Below are 24347 nucleotides of genomic sequence, written 5' to 3' on the forward strand. Positions count from 1 at the left end.
AGTCCACACGTCAGATATAATACTCCGCTAAATCCACAATCCCCGCCCGCATGGCATACTTAGTTGCTTCATGTACATTATTCACCCCCAACTTCCGGAAGATATTTTTGCGATGACTGTTAATCGTATGAAAGCTGAGGTTTTTCTCTGCCGCAATCTCCTTGGTCGTTTTTCCTAATGCGATTTCTTTTAGAATATTCTTTTCCGTTTGCGTCAGCAAATGGTCATCTACGACCGATGCACTCATCGGAGAAGTGGTACCGGAAAGTAATAGATTGCTGACATGATTACAGATATATCGCTGTTTGCGGGTAGCGCATTGGATGGCAGTCATGATTTCCTCTTTGGAGTTATCTTTCATCACCACTCCGAAAGCCATGCTGCTGAATAGAATCTGACGAAGAAAGTTAAGACTAAGCTCGTCGGAGAATAAAATCCAGTCGGCTTCCTTAAACCTCTCTTGCAGCACAATCAGTTCATCTGCTCCGGCAAAGTCGAATAACGTATAATCCAGAATAATCACCGCTTGCGGATACAATCGCAGTTGCTGAATCAGTTCAGCCTTATTGTCAGCTTCTAAAAGGGTGGATACATCCTTTTGCTTACTCAGCAGAAACATCATTCCTGCCTTGCTGATATCTTGATTGTCTGCGATGATAAATTCTCTCATGGTTTAACGAACTAACGAACGGATAAATAAAAAACTCCGCTACAAATGTACGCATTTTGCGCGATTTGTAGCGGAGTTATGATAAGATTCTTGTATCCCGATTACCAGGAACGTCCTTTGAAGATGTTTGACTGGTCGAGCGGAACGATATTTCCGTTCAGTGTCAGGTTATTGTTACTGAAGTTAGGGCTGATGGAAACTGAAGCAGTGTTGTTTCCGCTACTCATGTTGATAAAGACCTGGGCAGAGATGCCGATGCCTTGAACGCTGAATGAACAGTTGACATTTCCTTTCTTGTCGACATTCATCTTCATATCTGAAGAATTACCATCTACTGTAACACCACCGATACCGTTAGGGCCGGGATAAGGAGTGTTGAAAGCAGTCTGTACGGTAGCTCTGTTACCATTCATCAGAACGAAGTTGGTGTTTGAAGTCACAAACGCACTCATGCCATTACGGAAGATTACCTGATTGGCTTCCAATACAAATTGCTTGTTCTTCAAAGCCTGTACAGCTTGCTGATAGGCTGCCATGTCCTGCACCTCTTCTTCGGCGCGGAGTTTAGCTCTTTCCGCATCTCTTTGAGCTTTTCTGTCTGCGCGGCGTACTGCTGCGTTACTTTCCTGTGCATACATCATCGTGCTTGCACTCACTAATACTAATGCTAATAATGCAATAAACTTTTTCATAACTTTTTTTTGTTTAGGTTTAATACGTTGTCCGTTTATTGCAAAAACAAAGTCTATGCCAGATTGTTCATGAACGCCTTGCAATTTTATATCCGATAGCTGCAACGGCAATACTCATTAAAGGGCTGATAATGTTGAAAAAACAATAGGGCAGATACACAAGTGTCGGCACACTCAGGATTGTGGCCTGAGTCATTCCGCAGGTATTCCACGGAATCAGCACGGATGTAACGGTTACTGAATCTTCCGTAGTCCGGCTTAGCAAGCAACTTTCGTAACCTTTTTTAGCATAAATATCCCGGAACATATTACCGGTCAGGATGATACTGATATATTGGTCGGCAGTTGCCAAATTGAGAAAAAGGCCGGAGCAAACCGTTGCAGTCACCACACTGACTGTCTTCTTCATGAAGCGGACAAAGATGGAAGTGATACTTCCCAGCATGCCGCTCGCTGTCATTGCGCCACCAAAACACATGGCACATAAAATCAACCAAACGGTATTCATCATCCCGGACATACCGCGCGTGGCAATTAAGTCTGTCAGAACGGCATTGTCGGAATGCAAATTTGTCCCTCCGTAGACAGTCATCATCAGACCTTTAAACAGAGAATCGGCACCGGAAGTCATCATCCCAGAAATCTCCCGCAACAAATCCGGCTGAAAAATTAAAGCAAAGATACCGGCCAGCAGTGTTGACAGGAACAAAGTAATAATGGAAGGCACTTTCCGGGCAATCAATATTCCGGTTACCACAGGGACTATCAACAGCCAGGGAGTGATATGAAACTTCTCATTCAATGCGGCTGCCACTTCCGTGATATGCTGCGTATTGCTCGCGTCGTGCGAGAATCCCGCCACGGTGAAAATAATCAGCGTGATAATAAGGGAAGGAACAGTCGTTATCATCATATAGCGGATATGCCTGAACAGGGGAGTATCCGTCACGGAAGCAGCTAATATGGTCGTTTCCGATAGAGGTGAAACCTTATCTCCAAAATAAGCGCCGGAGATGATAGCTCCCGCAATCCATCCATCCTCAAATCCTTGTGCCCTGCCGATACCCATCAATGCGATACCGATGGTAGCAATTGTCGTCCACGAACTACCGGTCATGATGGAGATGAGTACACAAATGATGCAGGTAGATGCGAGGAAGAAACTGGGATGAATGATTTGCATTCCATAATAAATCAGAGTAGGTACTATGCCGCTAATCATCCAGACACCGCTTAGTGCGCCGATAATGAGCAGGATAATGATAGCTGTTGTCACTCCGGCCACATTGTTGGTAATTGCTATCTCGTAATCTTTCCACGGAATTTTGTAAAAAGCCATACCGATAAGGATGCATACAGCAGTAGTGCTAAGCAATGAAACCTGGCTTCCACCACTTAGAGCATCACTGCCGAAAGTGTGAATAGTGGCCACTAACATTAATATAAGTACGATAATCGGTATCAGCGATACAATAGGGGAAGGAGCTTTTTTCATATTAAGTTCTCTGGTACTTTCTTCTTTATTAAGACATTATTAATTAGTAAGACATTATCAGGTATTAAGCATCAATGCCGGTAAACGTTTTCAAGGCGTAGCCAATCAGGAAACTGATACCTGCCACACTGAAACTGAGTACGGCCATTTCGGTAAATCGCTTTCGGAAACTTTCGCCGCGGGCTACCGAGTAATAGTAATTGAAAAGCGCGATAATGACAAGTGCCATGCTCAACATCACTGCCAGAGCTATGATTACATTACTGATAAGGATAAACGGAGCGACCAATGACACTACTGTAATCAGATAGGCAATACCTGTGTAGACGGCTGCCTTTACAGGATGTTTCTTATCGTCTCCTTCCGACTTGGTCGAAAGATACTCGGATGAGGCCATTGATAATGCAGCGGCAATTCCTGTGATACTACCGGTGAGGGCGATTAGCTTACTATCGTTCAAAGCCAGTGTGAATCCTGCCAGTGCACCGGTAAACTCCACTAATGCATCATTCAATCCCAACACGACGGAACCCATATATTCCAGTTTTTCTTCATTGATAAGTGCAATCAACTTCTGCTCGTGCACCTCTTCGTCCTGGGCAAGACGTTGCAAATCGGGAATATTCGCGTATTTGTCATAATTGCTGTGAGCATTTTCCTCGCTTGATTCCATCAGCTTGATAGCGAAAGTAAGCCCTAGCGTGCGTGCTAAAAGATAGAAGCGGGCAATACGCTTATAATCAGGAGCAACCTCTTTTCCTGTATATTTTTTGAGGATGTTATAGTGTGACTTTTCTTCCGCGGCAATCAGTTTGAGCGTCCTGCTGTTGTTTGTGTCTTTTTCTATCAGCGCAAGTCGCTCGTATAGAATACTTTCTGTAATCTCATTCCGTTGAAAACGGATGAAATTATTAATGTCTTGTTGAACTAAATTCATTCCTATATTATTTTAGTCTGCAAAGATATAACAAAATGGTCGAAATCTTCTGCATTGCGGGATAGAGCAATAAAAATTATTATAAGTTTATATTTTCTTGGAATATAGGCAGATGTGAGCGTCAGTCAAGGATTGTCTTACGTTTTATCCACCAATAGCGGATGAAAAGTATTCCGGTGAGAATCAGTGCTATGGACAATCCTGTGTAAAATACAGAAATGAAGCTGTCCGGCAACAGGTGGAAACTCCGGATGGTGATTCCCAAAGAAATCATGAATATCATCACTATCCAGCTTTTTACATCAAAGAAAGAGAAAGGGCAGTTACGGGTTTCTTTCTTCTCTTCAATCCGGCGGGTATGTTTATAATAAAGTCTTCTGAAAATTAAGACAAAAAATAATAAGAAAACAACAGTTGCTTCTCCAATTTTGAACATCCACTCTTGAGAGCTGTTCAGCCAAGTCACAATTCCTATTCGTAAGATATTGGCACCGGCGATAATCCAAACTGTGCCAGCTGTGATTAGTAAGATTTTCTTGTTAACTCCGTATTTCATTGGCTTTAGTTTTGTAATAAACGGTTTGACCGTTCATTTTGTTGACTCATTTCTTATAGAAAAGCGTAATTAATAAAGAAATCATAGTTAAAATGACTCCGACACCAATAACACCGTGCCAACCATACAGTTGCCAAAAGCTGCCGGCAAGGAATGTCCCCATCGAACCACCTATAAAGTAAGTTGTCATAAAGACGGTGTTGATACGGTTCGAAGCGCGGGGAGATAGCTCGAAAATACTCGTCTGATTACTAAGCTGGATGCACTGCATACCTATATCAATAATGATAATGCCGGCAATAATGCCTATATATGTATTTTCTCCCACGTAAAACAGCAACCAGGCGAAAAGAATCAATCCGCAGCCGATAAAGTTGAAGCGGCGTACGCCTACCTGCTTCACGTATCTCCCTACAAAAGATGCCGTCAATGCTCCGGCTACTCCGCAGAGTCCCAACAGTCCGATGACGTCGCTAGTGGCGAAGAATGGAGCTTGCGCCATCTTGAAAGCCAGGCAAGACCACATGGCAAGAAGGGAACCGAAGTTCAGCGCTGCCCGGATGGAATAAATGCGTAGTTGCGGAAACTCTTTTACCAAAGCTACCAGGGATTTCATCAGGTCGCTGTATTTCCCTTTGAAGTTGGTCTGAATATCGGGAAGGACTTTCAATACAATAATTGCGCAGACCAACATCATGCCTGCGGCGATATAGTACATTTCACGCCACCCGAACAGTTCGCCGACAAATCCGCTGACAACACGTGAAGCCAGTATGCCGGTCAGCAGTCCTGAAAGTACGATTCCTACGTTCCTGCCTTTGTGCTCGGGACGTGAGAATTGGGCGGCTATGGGAATGAATATCTGTGGAATCATGGAGCAGGCTCCCGTAAGGAATGAGGCAATAAGTATCAGGTGGATGTTATGCGTCAGGGCGATGGTCAGCAGGGAGAATATCAGGACGGTAAAGTTGGCGAGTATGATTTTCTTCCGTTGACATAAATCACCTAAGGGAGTGATAAACAACAGTCCGGCTGCATAGCCAATCTGTGTGACCATGGCAATCAGGTTGGTTCGGAATTCTGATATGCCAAGTTCATGGCGTATCATATTCAGAAGAGGTTGGACATAATAGATATTGGCTACCGAGATACCCGCCACAATAGCAAGTGTCCAGAGGATAGACGCCGGTAGTCCCCCGTTTTCTTTTAATGGCTGTTTCATGCCGCAAAGATAGTAAAATTGATGCTCACTCAATGAAGAAAGTAGTGGAAACTGTATTGCCTTCTCCATCTACTGCTGTCAAAGAATGTTTTCCGGGAGCGGGTTGCAGGGAAATCTTGTGGAAATCCTGCGTTTGCGTCAGATAGGTGTCATCGAGGTGCCAGAATAGGGTGGCATTGGGGTCGTTGTGTGCCAATTCGACGGTTATGAATCCTCTGCTGCCGTCCAGTTGTTTCGGCAATTTAATGTGAGCATTTATCGGAGGATAGATGAATTGCATAGGTTGGAAAGTGTCTTCCCCACAACCTGCTTTGAAAGGGGGGAGAGGTCTGTATTCCGGATGGTGTTGCTTATAGTACCATTCCCATACGGGGGGAAGGGTAAACCATGACTTTTGAAGGGTCGGTTCTGTGTTGGCACAGTTCTCATAGACACGGTGCTTTTCGTCAGCGGATAATGTGATTAGATGATGGTACGGGCAAGCGTCCGTGCGCAGTCCGGCAGGGAGAATAAGGATTGTGTCCGTTTCTTCGCAGAATCTACCTTTCAAATGTCCTGACTGGCGGCATACTTCTGCATCCACAAAAACACCGGTCGGGCGTTCAAACCAGGATGAAGCGGGAAGATAATTGAATATATCAAATAATACGGGACCTGCCGTTTGTGCACCGACCAGTCCCGGCTTTCCTTCACCGGTTGCATTTCCTACCCATACCCCGACTGCATAGCGCGGGGTGACACCGACTGCCCAGGCATCCCGGAATCCATAACTGGTTCCTGTCTTCCAGGCAATGGTTTGCATGGACGGGATAGATTTCCAGTCGATTTCTTCGGGACGGTTTACTTCTTTCAAGGCGTCGAATGTTTGCCACACAGCGCCTTTCTCCCAAATGAAATTCTTCTGATTACTCTTCTGAGTAGTCTCGTTTTCTTCTTCTTTCTCTTCCCCTTTCGCCATTATAATCCCGGCTTCTTTCTTTTCAGAGAGCTTTGAATCCGGGTGAGGAATGAGACTCCTTCCCATTTGGGCATAGGTATTTGTCACATCCCACAAGGTCGCTTCCGCTCCACCTAGAATCAAGGATAATCCATAATGAGACGAAGACCGGGTGATTGTCTTGAATCCGGTCTGTTGCAGGAAATTATGAAACTTAGGTACTCCATATCTTTGCAGCATCGTCACGGCAGGAATATTCAATGAACGGGCAAGCGCTTCCGAAGCCGGGACAGCTCCTTCATATTGCATGCTGAAATTCTGAGGAGTAAAGCCGTTTATATTAATAGGTATATCCGGCAATAACATATCGGGCAATAAAGAACCTTCCTGCAACATGGCATAATATAGGAAAGGTTTTAAAATACTGCCTGTGCTCCTGGGAGCTTGAATCACGTCAACTTGATTGCCGCCCTGCTTTCGGTCGAAATGTACATTTCCGCAATAAGCTATCACCTGATTGGTGGGTATATCAATCACTAGAATAGCCAAATTACGAATATCACTCCGGTTGAACTCATTACTCCAACGTTCTGCCAAATCTTCTATGTGGGTCTGCATCCCCCGGTCGATAGTAGAACGGGTGTATTGCCCGTTCCTCTCCTTATAAAAACGGCTGACCAAATGGGGAGCTATCTGTGGAAGAGGATACGGCTCATCGGGAAGCGGTTCGGTGATAGCCAGTTCGTAGGTCGATGAATCTATGATTTTCTTTTCTAGGAGTTGTTTCAATAACCGGTTCCGTTTGGAAAGCAGCATCTTCCGTCCTTTGGATAGATGAATCATAGCGGGAGCATTGGGAAGCACGGCAAGCATGGCGGATTCTGCCCATGACAGGTCTTCCGCCGAATGCCCGAAATACCGCCAGGCTGCTGCATCCAGTCCTACTACATTGCCACCGAAAGGCGCATGAGATACATACATGGATAAGATTTCTTCTTTGGAAGCCCGGAATTCGAGTCGGGTAGCCCAAATCATTTCGATTATTTTCTCTCCGAAAGTCCTCGATTCATTTCGGGCAAGACGGATGGTTTGCATAGTCAGTGTACTTCCACCACTGATAATACGTTTGTGCTTGGTGTTCTGATAGATAGCTCTTCCGACGGATAACGGATTGACACCCCAATGGTGATAGAAATGCTTGTCTTCAAATGTTATGAGACATTGTTTGATTTTCTCCGGTGTTGTCTCGCGTGGAGGAAACCGCCATTGCCCGTCGGAAGCAATGCGTGCTCCCAGCAATTCATCGTTACGGTCGGTGACGACGGTAGAATAGGGGACATGAAACAGTTGCCGGGGAAGACAAAATATATATCCAATCAGCAGGAGAGTAAGGATGCCAAGCATTACTTTCCTGAATATTGATAATCGTTTGAAGAACTTATAGATAGAAATCATTGAATGGCAAAAGTTAGGATATATATATTTATGACGAATGATTAGGCACGGATTACACGGATTTCACGGTTCTACTCGTTAACTAAAACCGTGAAATCCGTGTAATCCGTGCCTGAAATTTACTTACTCACCGTCGTTCTTCCTGCTTTGCTTCGTGCTTGCACGGTTGCGTCATACATGGCTTCGCATTGAATAGCCGGAAGGATAAAGTTACCTGCATAAGTGGCTTGCAGCCTGACTGTAAACACTTTCGTTTCTCCACGGCGTAGATTGAAATAAGTCAATACACGGTCGTCGCGAATATCCTGATAGGAATACTTGCTGACTGAGTTTCTTGGAGTACTGGTTGCACTGGCGGCGTTCTCTGTATCAGCAACCAACATTCGTTCATTGTATATCTCCCATCCGGACGGTATGATATGCGTCAGTGCCAGGTTGATATAGTCCGAAGTGCCACTGATATTGGATATGGCGGCAACAGCGATAAAATCAGTACCTTGCCTGATATCATCTATTGATATAGGTGTACCGTTCATGTCTGCATATCTTATATCCATCCGGATATTGTCCGAAATGGCAGGCAGCGTATCATTCAGCAACTGTGTACGTGTGATAATATCTACGCCCAGTGCCCCCTTGCCTTGATTCTTTATCGAAATCGTACCGGATTTCGGGGAAGTGGAAATCTCTTTCTCAAATACAGCCTTAGCAGATTTTACCGCAGGTTGTTGCTTACCGTTCCATGTCCATGTGAAATCCAATGTACCTGATAACTTTTCGGCCAACCGTCCCATTGCCATAAGGGCGAAGGCAGTAGATTGAGTACTGAACCAATTCTCTTGTGACAGATTCTGTGAGACTTTCTTCGCCTGTTGAAGCGCATCCCGTTCGCGGTTCATCAGAATCAATGTTTCCAGAATCATCGCTTCATCCCGGTCGGATGAACCGTAAATCAGATTCATTGAAGAATAGGGGATAACGGTAGTCTCGGCATTGTACACTAATTCCTCGGCTGGTTTCATCTTGCCTGTCAAAGCATAGGCGGCTGCCAGTCTCCATTTTGCCTGGATAGACAATCCTTGTTGTTCTTTCATCCGGTTCATTGCTCCGTATTCCGGTGCGCCTGCCAATGCCAAAGTGTATAAACGGAAAGCCTGCATCAATTCCGACTGCCATTGCTGCCAGCTACTTGCATCCTGCGGCATGCGCCAGTTTTGAGCCGCTGCACGTTGGAAACGTTTCCACTTATTCAATACATTGGAGTGAACGGCATAGCCTTTCTCTTGTGCCAACGTGAGGAACATTCCCGTATATGAACTAATCCATTCGTCGGCAACGGCATTTCCCGGCCAATAGATAAATCCGCCGTTCGGAAGTTGACGGGCATAAACCTGACGGATGGCTTCCTGCACATTTGTTTTTATTTTCTCTGATTCCTGCTCGTCCACCGCTTTGAATTGGGAGACGAATAAGAGTGGCAGGGCTTTGGAAGTCAACTGCTCCGTGCAATGATGCTGATAGTTGTACAAGAAGTCGAATCGACGGCTGATGTCTACTGATGGAATACGTGAAACTTCCAGTTGGATATGATTATCGTCGGAAGAACCGGCAAGGCTGTATGACAGTTCTCCGCTTTGTCCGCTCTCTACCCATTGGCTGTTGCGTAATGTCACAATCGGGTTCGGGTTGCGCACTTCTATTTCAATGGTTTCTTTCGTCTGCTGTCCGCCACCGCTTGCTGTAAGGTGGATGGTTGCTTTTCCCGTCTTACTGCCCGTCTTTAATGTAAAGAAAGCAAGTTGGTCGCCCGGTTGATTGAAGGTCAGCGACTGTTGCGGAGAACCGACAATCTGAACACCGCCACCGGTAGCCTGGATAGATACTGTAACATTCTTCACCTGATTTTCCATGGCAAAGATATTTACCGGAACGGTAATCTCCTCTTGAATACTAAGTACACGCGGTAAAGTAGACAGAAGCATTAACGGTGTCCGCACATAAGACGTCTTTTCCGCATTGCCATAAGCTCCGTCCTGTCCTGCCACTACCATGGCACGTACCGAACCTACATACATCGGCAACTTCAATGCATGTGTCTCGCGCTTGCCTTTACCCAAATAGAAAGGCCCTATAAATTTAACTACTGGTTTGAAACGGTTCGCTTTGGCATCCGCCGGCTTCAATGAAGCGTCACCGCCTGTGCTGAAAAGAGAACTGTAACTTCCGGCGGAAGCTCCCAATACATTATCATACATATCCCATGTCCGGATGCCGAGTGCTTCACGTGAATAGAAGTCGTTCCAGGGGTCGGGAGTCTTGAAGTTCGTCAAATCCAGCAAACCGTCATCCACGATAGCCAATGTATAAGTCATCGGCTTCCCGTTCTTTTCGCTGACGGTGACATTGAAACTCGTTTCCGGTCGCAACACTTCCGGCATCTGTATCTGCGGTTGCAGGATAGTCTGATTGTTAGTCACGAATACCGGGACAACACCATACATACGAATCGGTAAGTCATTGACTGTTTGTGCATGAGGCTGCAACAGGCTGATGTGCAAATATACGTTCGGTGCCATTTCCGGCGTAACCTTAAAGCTATATTTCGTATCTCCCTGATTGGATACCTCTATCCATTCCTGCTTAAGTACCGTCGAACCGTTTTCGATGGATACCAACGCACGACCGCCGGCTGCTGCGGGGATAATGGCTGTAGCCGTTTCGCCTATTTCGTAAGAATCCTTATTCAGTGAGAATGCAAGCATTTTGATACCGCTGGGGTCAGATTTGCTTGAACGTCCTCTCCAGTCCGGCCAGTCTACATAGATTGTACCACCGGTGGCATGCCCGCTCTCTTTATCTTTCACATATACGAGATAACGTCCCCAACTCGGATAATCGACACGGAACTTGAAGGAAGCCTTTCCGCCGTTGGTTTGCAGGTTGCCACTGGCTACCGGAGTAATGGAACTGCTGTTTATATAGGAACTGAAAGATTCGTCACTGTTCTCCCACCACCAGCTCCAACTGATGCGGTATATTTTGTATTCCAGATTCGAACGGCTTACCGGTTTTCCTTCAGGATTTACGGTAACAACGTCAAATACATGGTCTTTATCCGTTTCAATGTATTTCCCTTTCGGCTGATTCAGATTAATACCCACATAAGATGTGAACGGTGAGAAAGGAACGCTTTGTGTGTAAATGCTCGCATCTCCGCCCGGTTCAAATACACGGGTAGTGAAAGAAGCGTTCAGCATACCCGGCGCATTGGTTGCCACCGGTAGTTTCAGCGTAACTCCCGCTCTTCCTTCCGCGTCAAGCACACCATCGAATACATCTGTTTTGATGGTTGAGAAATCCGTAGCCGGATTATTGAAGATATATTGTCCGTAGTCCTTGAATTGTGTGTTTACCCTGGACAATGACATCTCTACTTTGGTTTTCAGGCGTGAAGCGGTTGCTCCTGTCAGCCAGGAGGAAGTGAGCGGAGCATAAAACTCTTTGTCCGTTGCCTGAAGTACTCTGGGCAGTGCCAATGTTATTTTGAGCCGGTTAGGCTTTATCGTCTCGATGCGCAGCCCTTTATGGAAAGTGGTTCCGCCTACTTTTACGTATGCATTCCAAAGTCCGGTAGGGTCATCGGGTTGGGTCGGAACATCAAAGGTGTAGAAGCCATTCATTCCCTGCGTCGAAATCATCTTGGTATAGAACTGTCCTTTCGGATTGTAAATCTCCAGTGCTACCGGATGCTTGTCCGGTATTCTTTTTTCGCGGTCTTCCAGGATGAAGGATATGTGCAACGTATCTCCCGGTCGCCATACACCTCTTTCACCGTATATAAATCCTTTCAACCCTTTCTGAATATCTTTTCCGCCCACATCAAACCGGCTGACGGATTGTTCTTCTCCATCTACCACACGTACATAGGCTTTTTGCTTATCCGATTCTGCTACGACAATAAAGGGTACGCCTTTCGGAGCGATTTCTGCCAGACCTTCTCCGTTTGTTTCCCCTTTGCCTATCACTTGCAACTGGAAGTTGTAAACGGTGACTTGTGCTTTCCCGACCGGTTTGGTATCCAAAATATTGCTGACTGCAATCCATAAATTGTTCAGGGAGTTTCTCTTCACAATCATTCCCAAATTAGAAGCAAAGACATTGCAGGCTGCTGTCCGGTCTGAACCCATGTAGTAGGATGGATGGCAGGGGTTATTCCGTTCCTGCCAACGATACAAACTCCAGTCCATTGTTGAGCCGTTATAGTAATAATAGGCTTCGGGAGTATCCCAAACGGCTTCGTCTTCTTCTGATATAACACTTCCGCTTACTTTGGTCAGACCATCGGAAGTGCTGTCGGCAAATTTCATTTCCTGCTTGTCACTACCACCGCAAGGATAAGCCGAATACTCTTGCCGAAAAGATAGAATGACACGATAGATAGCACCCGGCTCCTGATGAATCAGTCCGGCAAGGTCAATCGAGTAATCTTCCCAACGGTGAACGTCTTTGGAAGAGTCTTTGCCCAACCACAATGTTTTCTTATAAACCAATCGTCCCGAACGGCGCAACTCATTGGCAGAAGTCAGTGAATTGCTTTGCATGAACATCAACACATTATTCTCGAAAATGCGTATCACACTCAAGTCCACCGCATACAGATTGACAGCCCGGAACGGGATAATCAAGCTTTTGGAATCGGGAAGAATAGCTGCCGAAGTAGACATTTCAACCTGCGGCTTTAGATTCAACTCGCTGAACGAGATAGAATGTGAAGTTCCTAAGGTCTGTTCCTGACTGCTTTTTACTCCTTCGTGAATATTTAAAGTCAGTTTATTAATCTTGTTCGCTTCGAAATAAATAAACACTTTATTGTCCTTGATTTGAGTGATAGAAGAAGATACTTCCGGTATTTCAATGAGTCCTTTCAAATCCTGCGTATTGGATACGGGAGTGGAGAATACGATTTCAATCCCATTCTCCGGTTGGTCAACGCGTTCGGCTGTCAGAAAACGGAAACTGTCTTTTGCCGGAATCAGAATCTCTTCGCTTTGTGTATGGTCAATCCGTGCAGGACTTCCATTGGCCTTTATCTCCAGTTGGTAATCTTCCGCTTCTCGTGGAATCCGATTGATATTGAATTCATAACGGGTGGAATTATCAGTGGAAGTAATCTCTACCGGATAGTTTTTGCTTTTTCCATTATCGGCTGTTTGTATTTTCCCTATCATTTCTTTTTTCGGCGTAGTGCTGAGGTGTACTTCTTGTTTAGAACTTTTGCCAGTAATGGCTGTCAGCATTTTCTCCACCTCTTCTTTCTTCACTACATCACTGAAACGTATTTCTCCTTTTATACTTACTTCATCGGGTTGGGTAGCTGTAATCGTTATAGGTTCTGTATGGATAGTAAAGTTACGCTCCTGCACCCGGAATGAGAAGTTAAACTCCTTCAGTTGCTTATCGACTTCCATAAAATCTCCGAGTTGGAAAGTCCCCTCATAAAATGCCCCCGGTTTCAGTGTACCTTCTTCCGGAACAAACTCAATGGTATTATTGCTGACCCAATATGCTTTTCCTTTCAATGAGGGCGAGAAACTGAATGGATTATCTTTCAATTCATTGTTCATATCCACCATTGGTTGGTCATGCGTCAGTTCGATGCGTATGGTCGAGCCTTGTGAAATGACTCCACCTGTATAAGCGTTAACGTATGGCGCATATTCTGCGGAAGGGATAATGTCTTTTTGACTGCGCGTACATGCGGAAAAACTCACAATCATCATTAAAAGGAAGAATAATCCGGTAGCAATCCTGCTACATCTAGTTTTAATTTGTCCCATAGCGAAGAAGTTTTATAGTTCAATGAACAAATATACAGTTTTTATGATAGATTCTTTTCAAATCTACTTATTTTTGTACGCTCTAATAAGATTGTTTATGGGAAAAAAGAAAGAATACAAAGAAGCTAACCGCCGGTTCCTGAAAAGATTGGCTTTTCAAGAAGGTGTTTCCGCATTGCCGGGTGGTATCTATTATAAAATTTTGGAGACTGGTGAAGGAACGATTTCTCCGGGTGCGCGGAGTATTATCACCGTGCATTATACGGGAAGTCTGATTGATGGCCGGATGTTTGATAATTCTTATGAGCGCAATTGCCCGGATGCATTGCGCCTTAGTGATGTGATAGAAGGTTGGCAGGTGGCACTTCAAAAAATGCACGTTGGCGATAAATGGATTATCTATATACCTTATACACTGGGATACGGTAATAAAAATACTGATTCTATACCGGCTTACTCAACATTGGTATTCGAAGTGGAACTATTGGCTGTTGCATAAAAAACAGGGCTTTTGATTGTCAGAGACAAGGATATCTTTCTTTCAGCTTTTTCATAAAGGATTTGCTTACTTGCAGAGTTTCTGAGTTGCTGAAGGGAGGAAGTAATAGACAGTTGTTATCTTCAATTGATGACAGATAAGTGATATTGATAATATAGGACTGGCTGATCTGAACCAAACAAGGATGCAAGTTCAGTATTTTCTGTGAGTTTGTATTTCTCTTTAATAGTAAGGTGTGCTTATTATACAATACAACTTCCCACAATTTACTTTTGGAGTTATAGCGGAAGTAACCGATTTCTTCAAAATGAACCAGTTGCAAATTTCCGGTAATAGTCGTGTATAAGAAAATGTTCTCTTGATGCTTTTCGACGATTGTATGATTACAACGCTCGGTGTGTGTCTCTTTATTGTCCATGTGATTTACTTGTCTATATGGCTTATGTCATATTTTACTTTCAGTCAAAAGTAGTGCATTGCTCTTAATTGTGAAAATAAAAAGTGTCTCATTCCCGAAATGAGACACTTTTATACAGCGATATTGATATTCTTTTAGATAAGAACTTCTTTGTTATTATATTGATTATCAATGAATTTACTGGGAGATACGCCATATTTATCAGAAAAGTTCCGGTAGAAAGTTGCCCGGGAACTAAAACCGCACGCGAACATTAATTCCTTCATGCTTTTCTCCGGATTCTCGACTGCTAACTGTCTGAAATATTCTAGCCGGTTGCAGTTTATATATTCCCGGAAGCCACTAAAACCCTGATTTTTGATTGCCATCGAAATATCGTGCTCTTTTTCGTTTAAGGATTTAGCTAAATCTTTTATGTTGTACAGTCGGTCTGTATAAGGATGATGCTCTTTAAGATATGTTTCAATGGTTGAGAAAAGTGGGAGAGGTTGAGGTGAATTTTCTACTTGCGATATCTTTTTATTGGTATTATACACCATACTGATATGATCCGAAAATGGATTCTCGTATCGTAAATATAGTATTGAAAATAGAACGGTGAAAACAATTGCTGTAATGCCGAATAAATTGAAAATAAATTCATTGATGTTTAAAGTGAATAGAATATATATTCCTAAAAATAAGAACAGGAAACCTATAAACAAGTACATATTCTTATTTATTCTGCGATAAGTTTTTGTGCAGATCATTGTATGAGTAAGAATAAAGAGGGGTGTAAGGACAGAAAGTAAGAATATACAAATCCTGAGCCTAACATCTGTATTATTTATATTCGGTATTATTTCATTCAATGAGTAAATAGGAGTTATAACTCCGTTGAATCCCAAATAGCAAATTCCTACAGTTATTGTTATGATAGGCGGCAATAGGAATGTAAATATTCTGAAGTGGTTAAGATATCCCGGAGATAGAGAAGCGGTGGGAAATAGAACAACGATATTAGCTAAAGCATACCATTTGAGCATCTTTTCGATGTTGAGCAGATCGGTGAAATTGTATTCAGGAGTATCTGTTACGATTGTCAGCCATCCGATATTTTCCCATGAGAACATAAGTCCTATACCCACTGCTATAATTCCCCAATATAATTTCGGGTAATTATCTTTAGCGCGAAAAATAAGAATAATTCCTGATATCAAGGCAATCAGATCAAGTGTGAGTTCAATTGATAAATGTAGTATTCCCATGTTTATGACGTGTTTTTACTCTTTTCCTTCTTCTAACTGGAGAGTTAGTGGAAACAAAAGTAATCAATTTAGTCATATCAGGCAATAGAAAAAGTATGGCTTTTGAGATTATGCCACTAGATATTATATTTCTTTAGAGGACTCATTTTCTGCCAATTCTTTAATCTCTTTATTCAAAAAGACAGAAAGTACTGTTCTTACCACAACTACCCCGCCTAAAATTGCCAATTCATCCAGGGTCGGATCAACTACAGTTTTCAGTATGTCAGATGCAATCAGAAACTCCAGACCAAGCAAAAGATAACTACCGAAATCAGCCCTGAGCTGCCGGATATTATTAACGGTATATGTCCCGTTGAATCGTTTTATCTCATTGCGTAGAAAAGCAATGATGCCGACGAATACTCCATAGGTGACAATCAGCAGACTTATTACGCTGATGATAGTAGCAAGCATATTTAAGAAAGTCAGTAGCATTGTGTATAATTTTGGTTATACTATATAAACAACTGACTTCCTTGAATAGTTTTATCAAAAGGAGAATTGATAATGAATATACTAATAATCAATGTTCAATATGCAAAAATGGTCTTTAGATTGTTATATCTATATTGGAATGATTATATTTGTAGAACTAAATATTGATAACTATGTCTGAAAAAGAAATGAATTCTTATCGTTTGACTAGTATGGAAGAACCTACTGATCAAATGCTTGCTACCTTAATGAGAGAGGTGGCGGAAGAAGCAAAACGTAAGGGGCTGGAAGCAACAGATAAACTTTTTAAACGTTTGGATGAAACTGTTGCATTACGAAAAAAAGAATGGATGCAAAGACGTAATAAAGTTGTAGAATGATGGAACACTCTATGCACAGTCCAGTTTTAATTGTGATTGCCGGACCTAATGGTTCCGGTAAAACTTCTGTTACTTCTAAAATACTTCATCATGAATGGATGGAAGATGCTGTTTATATAAATCCTGATATTATAGCTCAAGAGAAGTATGGAAATTGGAATTCAAAGGAAGCGGTGATGCAGGCAGTGAAATATTGTGAAGAACTAAGAGAGCAATGTCTTGCTGAGCATAAAAGTCTTATTTTTGAAACTGTTTTGTCTGTAGAAGATAAGATTGACTATATTCTGCGAGCGAAAGAAGCGGGTTTTTTTATTCGTTTCTTCTTTGTTTGTACAGAACATCCTACTATTAATGCTGCTCGTATCGCGCGTAGAGTAATGGAAGGTGGACATGATGTTCCTATTACTAAAATAATATCTAGGTATGATAAGTCAATTGCTAATAGTAGCATTGTATCAGACTTTGTAGATCGGGCTTATATCTATGATAATTCAATTGAGGATGTGGACGCACAACTCCTTTTCCGATTAAAAGATGGAAAATTAGTGAAGCAATATGTGAATGCTATTCCTAGATGGGCATTAGCTATATATGATAAACGCGATGACTGAACGGGTACTTAATCTGTTCTGCATTTGTAACTTGTATGATATATCGACCAATAAGGAATACATTTAAATTGTATTAAACCCATCTACTAAATAGGTGGATTTAATACGATCACGTAAGTTACTCAAATAAAATGAAAATCCAGATATGATTTTTATCTTACCCAAAGAGTTTATGTGTTTTATCTGGTGAAGATAAATTGGTCATTGTATTCATAATTAATGCCATCTTCCTTCGACTTTACGCGTATCTCATAGGATAATTCTGTTTCTGTCATTTTGGTTACAGTCCAGGTTTCTGTGGAATATTTTTCAACATCAGCGTCTTCGTCTAAAGTCAGTTTATTTCCAGAATATGACCATGTACCAGTATTTTTAGTTGTTGAGGGGGCAAAATGGCCTTCGGGGTCAAGGTATGTGTCTATTGTTTGGTAAGTGCCATCTTCTTTAAATTCTATTGAAAATCTGTTTGTTCCATTGACAAAATCTTCAATGTTGTTTTCCGTCAGTTCTCCATTTTCCCATTCTTGACTCAAATAGGATATGCCGTTCCACGTCCCCAATAACATTTCTCGTGAACCAACTGAATCTTCATCATCATTACTGCAAGAGTAAATGCAAAAAGTCAGTAACATAACGCTAATGCAAGTTGCAATTTTCCAAAATACTTTTCTCATAACTTTTTTTATTTAAATTAGATATTGATAATATAACTACTATGTCTAAAAATGTCATTTTGATTATGCAATTCTTTGACATTGCAAAGATATGTTGTAATTAGATGTGAGTCGTAAATTGTTTGTAGCTGTGTAGTAACAGAACTGTAGCTGATTAGGCTACTTCTTGAAAATAAAATAACTAAAAGTGGTTTATGTTTAGTTACTTTATTCGTTGCTACAACTTTCTAACTCTTGCAGATAGTAAATGAAGAAGTTGTGTTTGAGAATAATGGATATTCGTAAAAGCAAATCAGAATCTATACTTCCCCGTTTGAATATTTTATATACATTGGTTCTGTCGCAATAAAGTTTGTTGGCAAACCATGTTACGGAGCGTTCTTGTTTGTGAAGTTCTGCCTCTATTATTTGACCAATGTGTATCATGTCATTCTTGTTTTAGAGAAGTGTTTGTCTCTATTTGTAGCTTTTATATATTTATACAAAGTTATCCCTAATTTCGTCAGTTTTAGATTTTTAATGTTGATAATAAGTCACGTATATGTAGCTTATTATTCACAAGTAGGAAATATTTGTGCTGATATGTTGAATGAGAAATATTCTGATATAGATTTATATATCTGTTATGTCTTGTATGAATGTACGGATACATATTCTTAGCTTTTTATAAAATAAAAAAGGCGGAACCATTCGAAACTTATTTTGTTCTGAGGTACCGCCAAGCACCCTGCAAGTAAATAAGTATGAATAGTTCACGCCTATAAAGCGCAAACCTTTATCAACTTATTCTCACTTACTTTAAATTGGCGGTTTTCAGAACAGAGAATAAGAGCTAAAAGCTCAAGTATCTTTTTAATAAGTATATGAATGGAATCGCTATTCCAAAAGTTTATTGTTTTAAATATACATGGAAGTCCTTAATCTTATTTGTGTATCAATGAAGTATAAGTCTCCATCTATCCCATAAAGTACATTATTAGGGACTGCATCAAACACTTCATAATTTTCATTATGATATTCGTCGTAATAATCCATTTCAAAGCCTAATGCTTGCATATAGGTGGCTATTTCATCTTCTGTGGCCTCCCGTTCTGCTATAATATAAGGCTGTATGAGGACTGCGCAAAACTCCTGTTGGCTGTTGTAAGAGAAACCAATCATTTGATAGGGGACATTACTGAAGAACTTATTGTGTGCGACAATACGAATGAAGAAGTTCTCCAGGTCATCGCCTGCGTATTCAAAATTATTCAGTTTGATAACAGATACTTTTCCATCATGGAACACTTCATTCTCACCACCTTTATCCATATAGGTAATGTCGAGGTGGGATAAGTCAATCCATAAGTTGTTAGTATGGGCAAAGTCTGTTAATTCTTTAATTTGCCCTCTCTTATAGCCCTCTGTTGGTTCAATTTCTCCTGTTGCTTTTTTACCTCTTTTGACGATGCAGGCTGCTTGCTCCAGGATATTATTGATTGACGAGTACGCTCTATCCATTGTTTGTGAAATTCATTAATATATTCCATAAATCTTATGATTATGAGTTTAAGACAAAGATAATCATTCTCCTTTAAATCATCATAGTTTAACTACAACATTTTTAAAAGGGCTGTGTTAGAGGATATTCTATTCTTTATGGAGCAGTTATTTATCTATATGAAAAACTTCTGTAATCTTACTGATTACAGAAGTTTTTCTATATAAAGTAATCTAAATTACTTAGCTAAAGCCTGAGCTACATCAACCGCACAAGCTACTGTACAACCTACCATCGGGTTGTTACCAATTCCCAGGAATCCCATCATTTCCACGTGAGCAGGAACAGATGAAGAACCAGCGAACTGAGCGTCAGAGTGCATACGACCCATAGTGTCAGTCATACCATAAGAAGCAGGACCGGCAGCCATGTTGTCCGGGTGAAGAGTACGACCTGTACCACCACCTGAAGCTACTGAGAAATAAGGTTTGCCAGCAAGAACACGTTCTTTCTTGTAAGTACCGGCAACCGGGTGTTGGAAACGAGTCGGGTTAGTAGAGTTACCTGTGATAGATACGTCTACGCCTTCTTTCCACATGATAGCTACACCTTCGCGAACATCGTCAGCACCATAGCATTTTACTTTTGCACGAGCACCGTCAGAGTAAGCGATTTCGCGAACAACTTTCAGTTCACCTGTAAAGTAATCGAATTGAGTCTGAACATAAGTAAATCCGTTGATACGAGAGATGATCTGAGCGGCGTCTTTTCCAAGACCGTTCAGGATGCAACGCAACGGTTCTTTACGTACTTTGTCTGCTTTTGCAGCAATTTTGATAGCACCTTCAGCAGCAGCGAAAGATTCGTGACCTGCCAGGAATGCGAAACATTTAGTTTCTTCGCGCAGCAACATAGCAGCCAGGTTACCGTGACCGATACCAACCTTACGGTCGTCAGCTACAGAGCCCGGGATACAGAATGCTTGCAGACCGATACCGATAGCTTCGGCAGCTTCAGCAGCATTTGTGCAGTTCTTCTTAAGAGCGATTGCAGTACCTACAACATAAGCCCATTTTGCGTTTTCAAAACAGATAGGCTGAGTTTCTTCACACGTTTTATAAGGATCAAGTCCGGCAGCTTCGCAGATAGCGTTAGCTTCTTCGATGTCTTTGATGCCGTTAGCGTTCAAGGCTTCAATGATACCTTTGATACGACGGTCTTGGCTTTCGAATTTTACTTCTCTAATCATAGTTTCTTTCCTCCTTATATTATTCGTGACGTGGATCAATAGATTTAACTGCTCCCTGTTCTGCTGTTACGCGACCATAAGTACCTGTAACTTTTTTCAATGCTTCGTTAGCATCAGTACCTTTTTTGATTTCGTCCATGAACTTGCCCATGTGTACGAATTCGTATCCGCAGATTTCGTCGTTCTTGTCCAAGAAGATTTGTTTGATATAACCTTCTGCCATTTCAAGGTAACGAGGACCTTTAGCCAAAGTACCATAAAGAGTACCTACCTGGCTACGCAGACCCTTACCCAAATCTTCCAAACCTGCACCGATGATCAAACCACCTTCAGAGAAAGCTGATTGAGTACGTCCGTAAACGATTTGCAGGAACAGTTCGCGCATAGCTGTATTGATAGCGTCGCAAACAAGGTCAGTGTTCAGTGCTTCAAGAACTGTTTTACCCGGAAGGATTTCAGAAGCCATAGCAGCTGAGTGAGTCATACCAGAGCAACCGATTGTTTCGATCAAAGCTTCCTGGATGATACCTTCTTTAACGTTCAGTGTCAGTTTACAAGCACCTTGTTGAGGAGCGCACCAACCGATACCGTGTGTCAAACCAGAAATATCAACGATTTCTTTAGATTTTACCCATTTGCCTTCTTCGGGTATGGGAGCCGGTCCGTGGTTAGGACCCTTCTTTACAACACACATGTGTTCCACTTCGTGTGAATAAGTCATAATTAGCTCTTTTTTTAAGTGATATAATTAAAAATACGTAGTCACGATTCTCTAAATCGCCCACAAAGGTAGTCGATTTATTTGTTTCTGCAAATCGCCTTTTATTACTTTTTTGTGAAAAGTGACAATTCAGTTTACGTTTTTTCGCAGTTTGTAAAGTCGGGATTGCATTTGCGGAAGATTGGGGGTGAACGAACTATCTATTTGTTGCTTTGTTATTATTAGAAAACCAAAATTTATGGAACTGAATCAAATAGATATACATTATTTAATTGCGGCAATTTGTGTTATTTCATCTGCGCTTATTTTTTATACGATTGGCGTTTGGGGAGAACGTCTCCAAAAGAAATTAAAGTTTTGGCATATTGTCTTTTTTCTTCTAGGTTTGATTGCTGATGCGGTTGGCACAAGCCTGATGGAACATATTGCCGAACTAACTCATTTGCATGACGAGATTCATACGGTGACGGGTACGATTGCCATTCTTCTTATGTTTGTACATGCTTCATGGGCGATATGGACTTACGTGAAAGGTTCGGCACAGGCGAAACGGCATTTTAACCGTTTCAGCATTGTGGTTTGGTGCATCTGGCTTATACCTTATTTTATAGGTATGTATTTGGGTATGCGTTTACATGCATAAGTGGTTATTCGTATTGGTAGCTATGTATCTATAAATTAAACCTTTATAGTTTCCTGTAATTTCCATTGTAGGAAACGCCAGTTTCTCACCGAGGAAACGCTCGTTTCTCTACGGGGAAACGGAGATGGCTTTTAAGCTTTTGTTTTCTAATGGTTTTATTTGCTTTATGAATTGTTGGGATGTAGAATAAAATTCGTAGCTTTGTTGCAAAATTTATTGAATAGGCTATGATAGAAATTACAGATGCTGCTTTACAAAAGGCTGCGGGTGAAGGAATGGATGAGTTTATCCAGGTATTTACCAATAAATATAAAGAGGTGATTGGTGGCGAACTGGCTGCTGAAACAATGTCTCTGCTGACGGGAGAACAACATTCTTTGCTGGCTTATCAGATATTTCGTGATGAGGTGATGGCAGGGGGATTCTGTCAGTTGATCCAAAACGGTTACGGTGGATATATCTTTGATAATCCATTTGCTAAAGTAATGCGTTTGTGGGGAGTGGAAGAATTCTCGAAGTTAATCTATAAAGCAAAGAAAATATTTGATGCCAACCGTAAAGACTTGGAGAAGGAACGGACGGATGATGAATTTATGGCTATGTATGAGCAATACGAAGCCTTTGATGAGTTGGAAGAGGCTTATTTAGAGATGGAAGAGCAGGTTACGGCATTGATTGCAAGTTATGTAGATGACCATTTGGAACTTTTTGCAAAAATAATAAAGTAGCGGATGCAGTATTTTTTAAGTATCTGCATTTATTAATTGTGAATTAGAATTTATATCTTTGCAAAATCTAAAAAATATGTTTATGAAACAGATGAAATTTTTATTGGTAGCTTTGATGGCTGTGGTGATGGGTTTGTCAGTTACTTCTTGTATGAATGGGGATGACAATAATGGACCGCAAACTTTCGGTGTCATCGCAAAATTAGACTCTTATGCGAGTAGCTTTAAAACTATGGATGGAACTAAATGGATTCCTACTGATGCTACTAGTATTATGCTTTTAAGTTCAGGTATGTATATTATTAATGGTCAGTATAACAGGGAAGACGTGAATGCTAATACAGCTTCCATTACTTTTACTTTGACTTCTACTCCTACTAACATAGATGGTCCGTCGGTAACTTCTACACCGGAGACTGCGAATGCAACAATGTATGCTTTGAATTATGAAAATGCGTATTATCCTTATTTATTTGATAAGAATACATTGATTCTTCCTGCAATGTTCCATTTCAAAAACTCTTCAGTTGCAACAGAACTGGAAGCTGAATTGAAAAAACATAAGTTTGTTATTTCATATGACGAGGAAGAAGTTGCTAAAGGTGGTGAAACGTTAGATCTATTTGTAAATCACGTTGTCACTGATGATGAAAAGGTAGTTCGTGATTCTTATACTGTAAGTTATGAAGCTTATGATTTGTCTTATATTATAAGTCGGTATTCAAATTTGAAAACAATAACAATACATGCTCAAGTGAATAAAACTTCTGATGATTTGGCTAACTCTTCTACAAAAGAAGATAAGTTTGATATCGATTATTCAAAGATTACACAGTAACATTGAACTACAAAGAACTATTTAACATAGCAATGAAATTGATTTCCTCTCCGGCCAAGGCTTGGGAGGAAATTTCTATGGAAGAGGATAGGCGAAAAGTATATATGGCTTTTGTCTATCCTATGATTGGTTTATGCGGTCTGTCCGTGTTCATCGGGTCATTATTGACGAATGGATGGGGCGGTCCGCAAAGTTTCCAGATAGCTATGACCAATTGCTGTGCCGTAGCTGTAGCCTTGTTCGGTGGCTACTTTTTGGCAGCTTATGCCATTAATGAGATGGGGACAAGAATGTTTGGTATGCATAGCAATATGCCGCTGACACAACAGTTTGCGGGATATGCCCTTGTTGTACCTTTCTTGCTTCAGATCGTAACCGGACTATTACCTGATTTTAGAATTATTGCTTGGCTGCTACAGTTCTACATCGTCTATATAGTATGGGAAGGAACTCCTATACTGATGGGAGTAGAAGAAAAACAACGATTGAGATACACCCTTTTGTCGTCTGTATTGTTAATACTATGTCCGACGTTGATTCAAATCGTGTTTAATAAATTAACGGCCATACTTAATTAATGT

Annotated in this window: 22 protein-coding genes and 1 pseudogene; 7 read left to right on the forward strand and 16 right to left on the reverse strand. The window is 41.5% G+C overall.

Annotated features, from left to right (window positions below; genetic code table 11):
* Nucleotides 1-10: 10 nt before the first annotated feature.
* The 8 genes and pseudogenes from HC965_RS11715 to HC965_RS11750 all read right to left on the reverse strand — a co-directional run bounded on the left by HC965_RS11715 (nucleotide 11) and on the right by HC965_RS11750 (nucleotide 13801).
* Nucleotides 11-670, reverse strand: a complete 660-nt coding sequence (locus tag HC965_RS11715) for a response regulator transcription factor (RefSeq protein ID WP_191031622.1) — start codon at nucleotides 668-670, stop codon at nucleotides 11-13.
* A 101-nt stretch (nucleotides 671-771) separates the two neighbouring features.
* Nucleotides 772-1362 (reverse strand): DUF4251 domain-containing protein, encoded by a 591-nt coding sequence (locus tag HC965_RS11720; protein ID WP_191031623.1) that lies wholly within the window; start codon nucleotides 1360-1362, stop codon nucleotides 772-774.
* A 67-nt stretch (nucleotides 1363-1429) separates the two neighbouring features.
* Nucleotides 1430-2878 (reverse strand): annotated as a pseudogene (locus HC965_RS11725) (Na+/H+ antiporter NhaC family protein); the annotation flags it as partial.
* 43 nt (nucleotides 2879-2921) lie between these two features.
* Entirely contained in the window at nucleotides 2922-3794 is an 873-nt protein-coding gene (locus tag HC965_RS11730) for a VIT1/CCC1 transporter family protein (protein ID WP_191031625.1), read from the reverse strand.
* A gap of 121 nt (nucleotides 3795-3915) precedes the next feature.
* Nucleotides 3916-4350 carry a hypothetical protein gene (locus HC965_RS11735; RefSeq protein ID WP_191031626.1) on the reverse strand — a complete coding sequence of 145 codons (435 nt, stop codon included), beginning with the start codon at nucleotides 4348-4350 and terminating at the stop codon, nucleotides 3916-3918.
* 46 nt (nucleotides 4351-4396) lie between these two features.
* A complete protein-coding gene (locus HC965_RS11740) occupies nucleotides 4397-5572 on the reverse strand; it encodes an MFS transporter (RefSeq protein WP_191031627.1) in 1176 nt (391 codons plus the stop codon).
* Between the two features lie 25 nt (nucleotides 5573-5597).
* Complete coding sequence (gene pbpC, locus HC965_RS11745; protein WP_191031628.1) at nucleotides 5598-7964, reverse strand: penicillin-binding protein 1C; 2367 nt, start codon at nucleotides 7962-7964, stop codon at nucleotides 5598-5600.
* A gap of 119 nt (nucleotides 7965-8083) precedes the next feature.
* On the reverse strand, nucleotides 8084-13801 hold the full coding sequence (locus tag HC965_RS11750; RefSeq protein ID WP_191031629.1) for an alpha-2-macroglobulin: 5718 nt from the start codon (nucleotides 13799-13801) through the stop codon (nucleotides 8084-8086).
* Nucleotides 13802-13898: 97 nt separating this feature from the next.
* On the opposite strand from HC965_RS11750, the gene HC965_RS11755 reads away from it, so the two are divergent.
* The gene (locus HC965_RS11755; RefSeq protein ID WP_191031630.1) at nucleotides 13899-14300 is read left to right on the forward strand and encodes an FKBP-type peptidyl-prolyl cis-trans isomerase; all 402 of its coding nucleotides are present in this window, start codon (nucleotides 13899-13901) and stop codon (nucleotides 14298-14300) included.
* Between the two features lie 19 nt (nucleotides 14301-14319).
* Here the strand turns inward: HC965_RS11755 and HC965_RS11760 are convergent, their stop codons facing one another.
* The 3 genes from HC965_RS11760 to HC965_RS11770 form a co-directional block, all read right to left on the reverse strand.
* Nucleotides 14320-14718 carry a LytTR family DNA-binding domain-containing protein gene (locus HC965_RS11760; protein ID WP_191031631.1) on the reverse strand — a complete coding sequence of 133 codons (399 nt, stop codon included), beginning with the start codon at nucleotides 14716-14718 and terminating at the stop codon, nucleotides 14320-14322.
* A 134-nt stretch (nucleotides 14719-14852) separates the two neighbouring features.
* Complete coding sequence (locus HC965_RS11765) at nucleotides 14853-15965, reverse strand: helix-turn-helix domain-containing protein (RefSeq protein ID WP_191031632.1); 1113 nt, start codon at nucleotides 15963-15965, stop codon at nucleotides 14853-14855.
* Between the two features lie 123 nt (nucleotides 15966-16088).
* Complete coding sequence (locus HC965_RS11770; protein ID WP_191031633.1) at nucleotides 16089-16442, reverse strand: DUF1622 domain-containing protein; 354 nt, start codon at nucleotides 16440-16442, stop codon at nucleotides 16089-16091.
* Between the two features lie 173 nt (nucleotides 16443-16615).
* Here HC965_RS11770 and HC965_RS11775 point away from each other — a divergent pair, with 173 nt between their 5' ends.
* Together HC965_RS11775 and HC965_RS11780 are read left to right on the forward strand one after the other, a co-directional pair.
* Nucleotides 16616-16822: a hypothetical protein gene (locus tag HC965_RS11775; RefSeq protein WP_191031634.1), complete on the forward strand. Its 207-nt coding sequence runs from the start codon at nucleotides 16616-16618 to the stop codon at nucleotides 16820-16822.
* Nucleotides 16819-17433 (forward strand): zeta toxin family protein, encoded by a 615-nt coding sequence (locus HC965_RS11780; protein ID WP_191031635.1) that lies wholly within the window; start codon nucleotides 16819-16821, stop codon nucleotides 17431-17433. The genes HC965_RS11775 and HC965_RS11780 overlap by 4 nt, the downstream gene beginning before the upstream one ends.
* A gap of 179 nt (nucleotides 17434-17612) precedes the next feature.
* On the opposite strand, the gene HC965_RS11785 is transcribed toward HC965_RS11780, so the two are convergent.
* From HC965_RS11785 to HC965_RS11805, 5 genes are all read right to left on the reverse strand, one after another.
* Entirely contained in the window at nucleotides 17613-18107 is a 495-nt protein-coding gene (locus HC965_RS11785) for a lipocalin family protein (protein WP_191031636.1), read from the reverse strand.
* A 207-nt stretch (nucleotides 18108-18314) separates the two neighbouring features.
* Nucleotides 18315-18533 (reverse strand): XRE family transcriptional regulator, encoded by a 219-nt coding sequence (locus HC965_RS11790; RefSeq protein WP_191031637.1) that lies wholly within the window; start codon nucleotides 18531-18533, stop codon nucleotides 18315-18317.
* 471 nt (nucleotides 18534-19004) lie between these two features.
* Nucleotides 19005-19607, reverse strand: coding sequence for a hypothetical protein (locus HC965_RS11795; protein WP_191031638.1), 603 nt, complete (start codon nucleotides 19605-19607; stop codon nucleotides 19005-19007).
* Nucleotides 19608-19825: 218 nt separating this feature from the next.
* Nucleotides 19826-20836 (reverse strand): GGGtGRT protein, encoded by a 1011-nt coding sequence (locus HC965_RS11800; protein ID WP_191031639.1) that lies wholly within the window; start codon nucleotides 20834-20836, stop codon nucleotides 19826-19828.
* Between the two features lie 19 nt (nucleotides 20837-20855).
* Nucleotides 20856-21557 (reverse strand): iron-sulfur cluster assembly scaffold protein, encoded by a 702-nt coding sequence (locus tag HC965_RS11805; protein ID WP_004296942.1) that lies wholly within the window; start codon nucleotides 21555-21557, stop codon nucleotides 20856-20858.
* Between the two features lie 238 nt (nucleotides 21558-21795).
* On the opposite strand from HC965_RS11805, the gene HC965_RS11810 reads away from it, so the two are divergent.
* From HC965_RS11810 to HC965_RS11825, 4 genes are all read left to right on the forward strand, one after another.
* Nucleotides 21796-22200: an HsmA family protein gene (locus tag HC965_RS11810; RefSeq protein ID WP_167963913.1), complete on the forward strand. Its 405-nt coding sequence runs from the start codon at nucleotides 21796-21798 to the stop codon at nucleotides 22198-22200.
* 227 nt (nucleotides 22201-22427) lie between these two features.
* Nucleotides 22428-22928, forward strand: coding sequence for a DMP19 family protein (locus tag HC965_RS11815; protein WP_191031640.1), 501 nt, complete (start codon nucleotides 22428-22430; stop codon nucleotides 22926-22928).
* A gap of 82 nt (nucleotides 22929-23010) precedes the next feature.
* Nucleotides 23011-23766 carry a hypothetical protein gene (locus HC965_RS11820; protein ID WP_191031641.1) on the forward strand — a complete coding sequence of 252 codons (756 nt, stop codon included), beginning with the start codon at nucleotides 23011-23013 and terminating at the stop codon, nucleotides 23764-23766.
* A 32-nt stretch (nucleotides 23767-23798) separates the two neighbouring features.
* Nucleotides 23799-24344 carry a Yip1 family protein gene (locus HC965_RS11825; RefSeq protein WP_191031642.1) on the forward strand — a complete coding sequence of 182 codons (546 nt, stop codon included), beginning with the start codon at nucleotides 23799-23801 and terminating at the stop codon, nucleotides 24342-24344.
* Nucleotides 24345-24347: the final 3 nt, after the last annotated feature.

Origin of the sequence: Bacteroides sp. GM023 (assembly GCF_014750685.1) — a bacterium.
GTDB lineage: Bacteria > Bacteroidota > Bacteroidia > Bacteroidales > Bacteroidaceae > Bacteroides.

What these genes read in the sequence shown, in the direction of transcription:
- HC965_RS11780 (WP_191031635.1), top strand. Translation starts at nt 16,819, where the DNA reads ATGATGGAACACTCTATGCACAGTCCAGTTTTAATTGTGATTGCCGGA.
- HC965_RS11770 (WP_191031633.1), bottom strand. Translation starts at nt 16,442, where the DNA reads ATGCTACTGACTTTCTTAAATATGCTTGCTACTATCATCAGCGTAATA.
- HC965_RS11720 (WP_191031623.1), bottom strand. Translation starts at nt 1,362, where the DNA reads ATGAAAAAGTTTATTGCATTATTAGCATTAGTATTAGTGAGTGCAAGC.
- HC965_RS11785 (WP_191031636.1), bottom strand. Translation starts at nt 18,107, where the DNA reads ATGAGAAAAGTATTTTGGAAAATTGCAACTTGCATTAGCGTTATGTTA.
- HC965_RS11810 (WP_167963913.1), top strand. Translation starts at nt 21,796, where the DNA reads ATGGAACTGAATCAAATAGATATACATTATTTAATTGCGGCAATTTGT.
- HC965_RS11735 (WP_191031626.1), bottom strand. Translation starts at nt 4,350, where the DNA reads ATGAAATACGGAGTTAACAAGAAAATCTTACTAATCACAGCTGGCACA.
- HC965_RS11805 (WP_004296942.1), bottom strand. Translation starts at nt 21,557, where the DNA reads ATGACTTATTCACACGAAGTGGAACACATGTGTGTTGTAAAGAAGGGT.
- HC965_RS11820 (WP_191031641.1), top strand. Translation starts at nt 23,011, where the DNA reads ATGAAACAGATGAAATTTTTATTGGTAGCTTTGATGGCTGTGGTGATG.
- HC965_RS11825 (WP_191031642.1), top strand. Translation starts at nt 23,799, where the DNA reads ATGAAATTGATTTCCTCTCCGGCCAAGGCTTGGGAGGAAATTTCTATG.
- HC965_RS11730 (WP_191031625.1), bottom strand. Translation starts at nt 3,794, where the DNA reads ATGAATTTAGTTCAACAAGACATTAATAATTTCATCCGTTTTCAACGG.
- HC965_RS11815 (WP_191031640.1), top strand. Translation starts at nt 22,428, where the DNA reads ATGATAGAAATTACAGATGCTGCTTTACAAAAGGCTGCGGGTGAAGGA.
- HC965_RS11715 (WP_191031622.1), bottom strand. Translation starts at nt 670, where the DNA reads ATGAGAGAATTTATCATCGCAGACAATCAAGATATCAGCAAGGCAGGA.
- HC965_RS11750 (WP_191031629.1), bottom strand. Translation starts at nt 13,801, where the DNA reads ATGGGACAAATTAAAACTAGATGTAGCAGGATTGCTACCGGATTATTC.
- HC965_RS11740 (WP_191031627.1), bottom strand. Translation starts at nt 5,572, where the DNA reads ATGAAACAGCCATTAAAAGAAAACGGGGGACTACCGGCGTCTATCCTC.
- pbpC (WP_191031628.1), bottom strand. Translation starts at nt 7,964, where the DNA reads ATGATTTCTATCTATAAGTTCTTCAAACGATTATCAATATTCAGGAAA.
- HC965_RS11760 (WP_191031631.1), bottom strand. Translation starts at nt 14,718, where the DNA reads ATGGACAATAAAGAGACACACACCGAGCGTTGTAATCATACAATCGTC.
- HC965_RS11790 (WP_191031637.1), bottom strand. Translation starts at nt 18,533, where the DNA reads ATGATACACATTGGTCAAATAATAGAGGCAGAACTTCACAAACAAGAA.
- HC965_RS11775 (WP_191031634.1), top strand. Translation starts at nt 16,616, where the DNA reads ATGTCTGAAAAAGAAATGAATTCTTATCGTTTGACTAGTATGGAAGAA.
- HC965_RS11755 (WP_191031630.1), top strand. Translation starts at nt 13,899, where the DNA reads ATGGGAAAAAAGAAAGAATACAAAGAAGCTAACCGCCGGTTCCTGAAA.
- HC965_RS11800 (WP_191031639.1), bottom strand. Translation starts at nt 20,836, where the DNA reads ATGATTAGAGAAGTAAAATTCGAAAGCCAAGACCGTCGTATCAAAGGT.
- HC965_RS11795 (WP_191031638.1), bottom strand. Translation starts at nt 19,607, where the DNA reads ATGGATAGAGCGTACTCGTCAATCAATAATATCCTGGAGCAAGCAGCC.
- HC965_RS11765 (WP_191031632.1), bottom strand. Translation starts at nt 15,965, where the DNA reads ATGGGAATACTACATTTATCAATTGAACTCACACTTGATCTGATTGCC.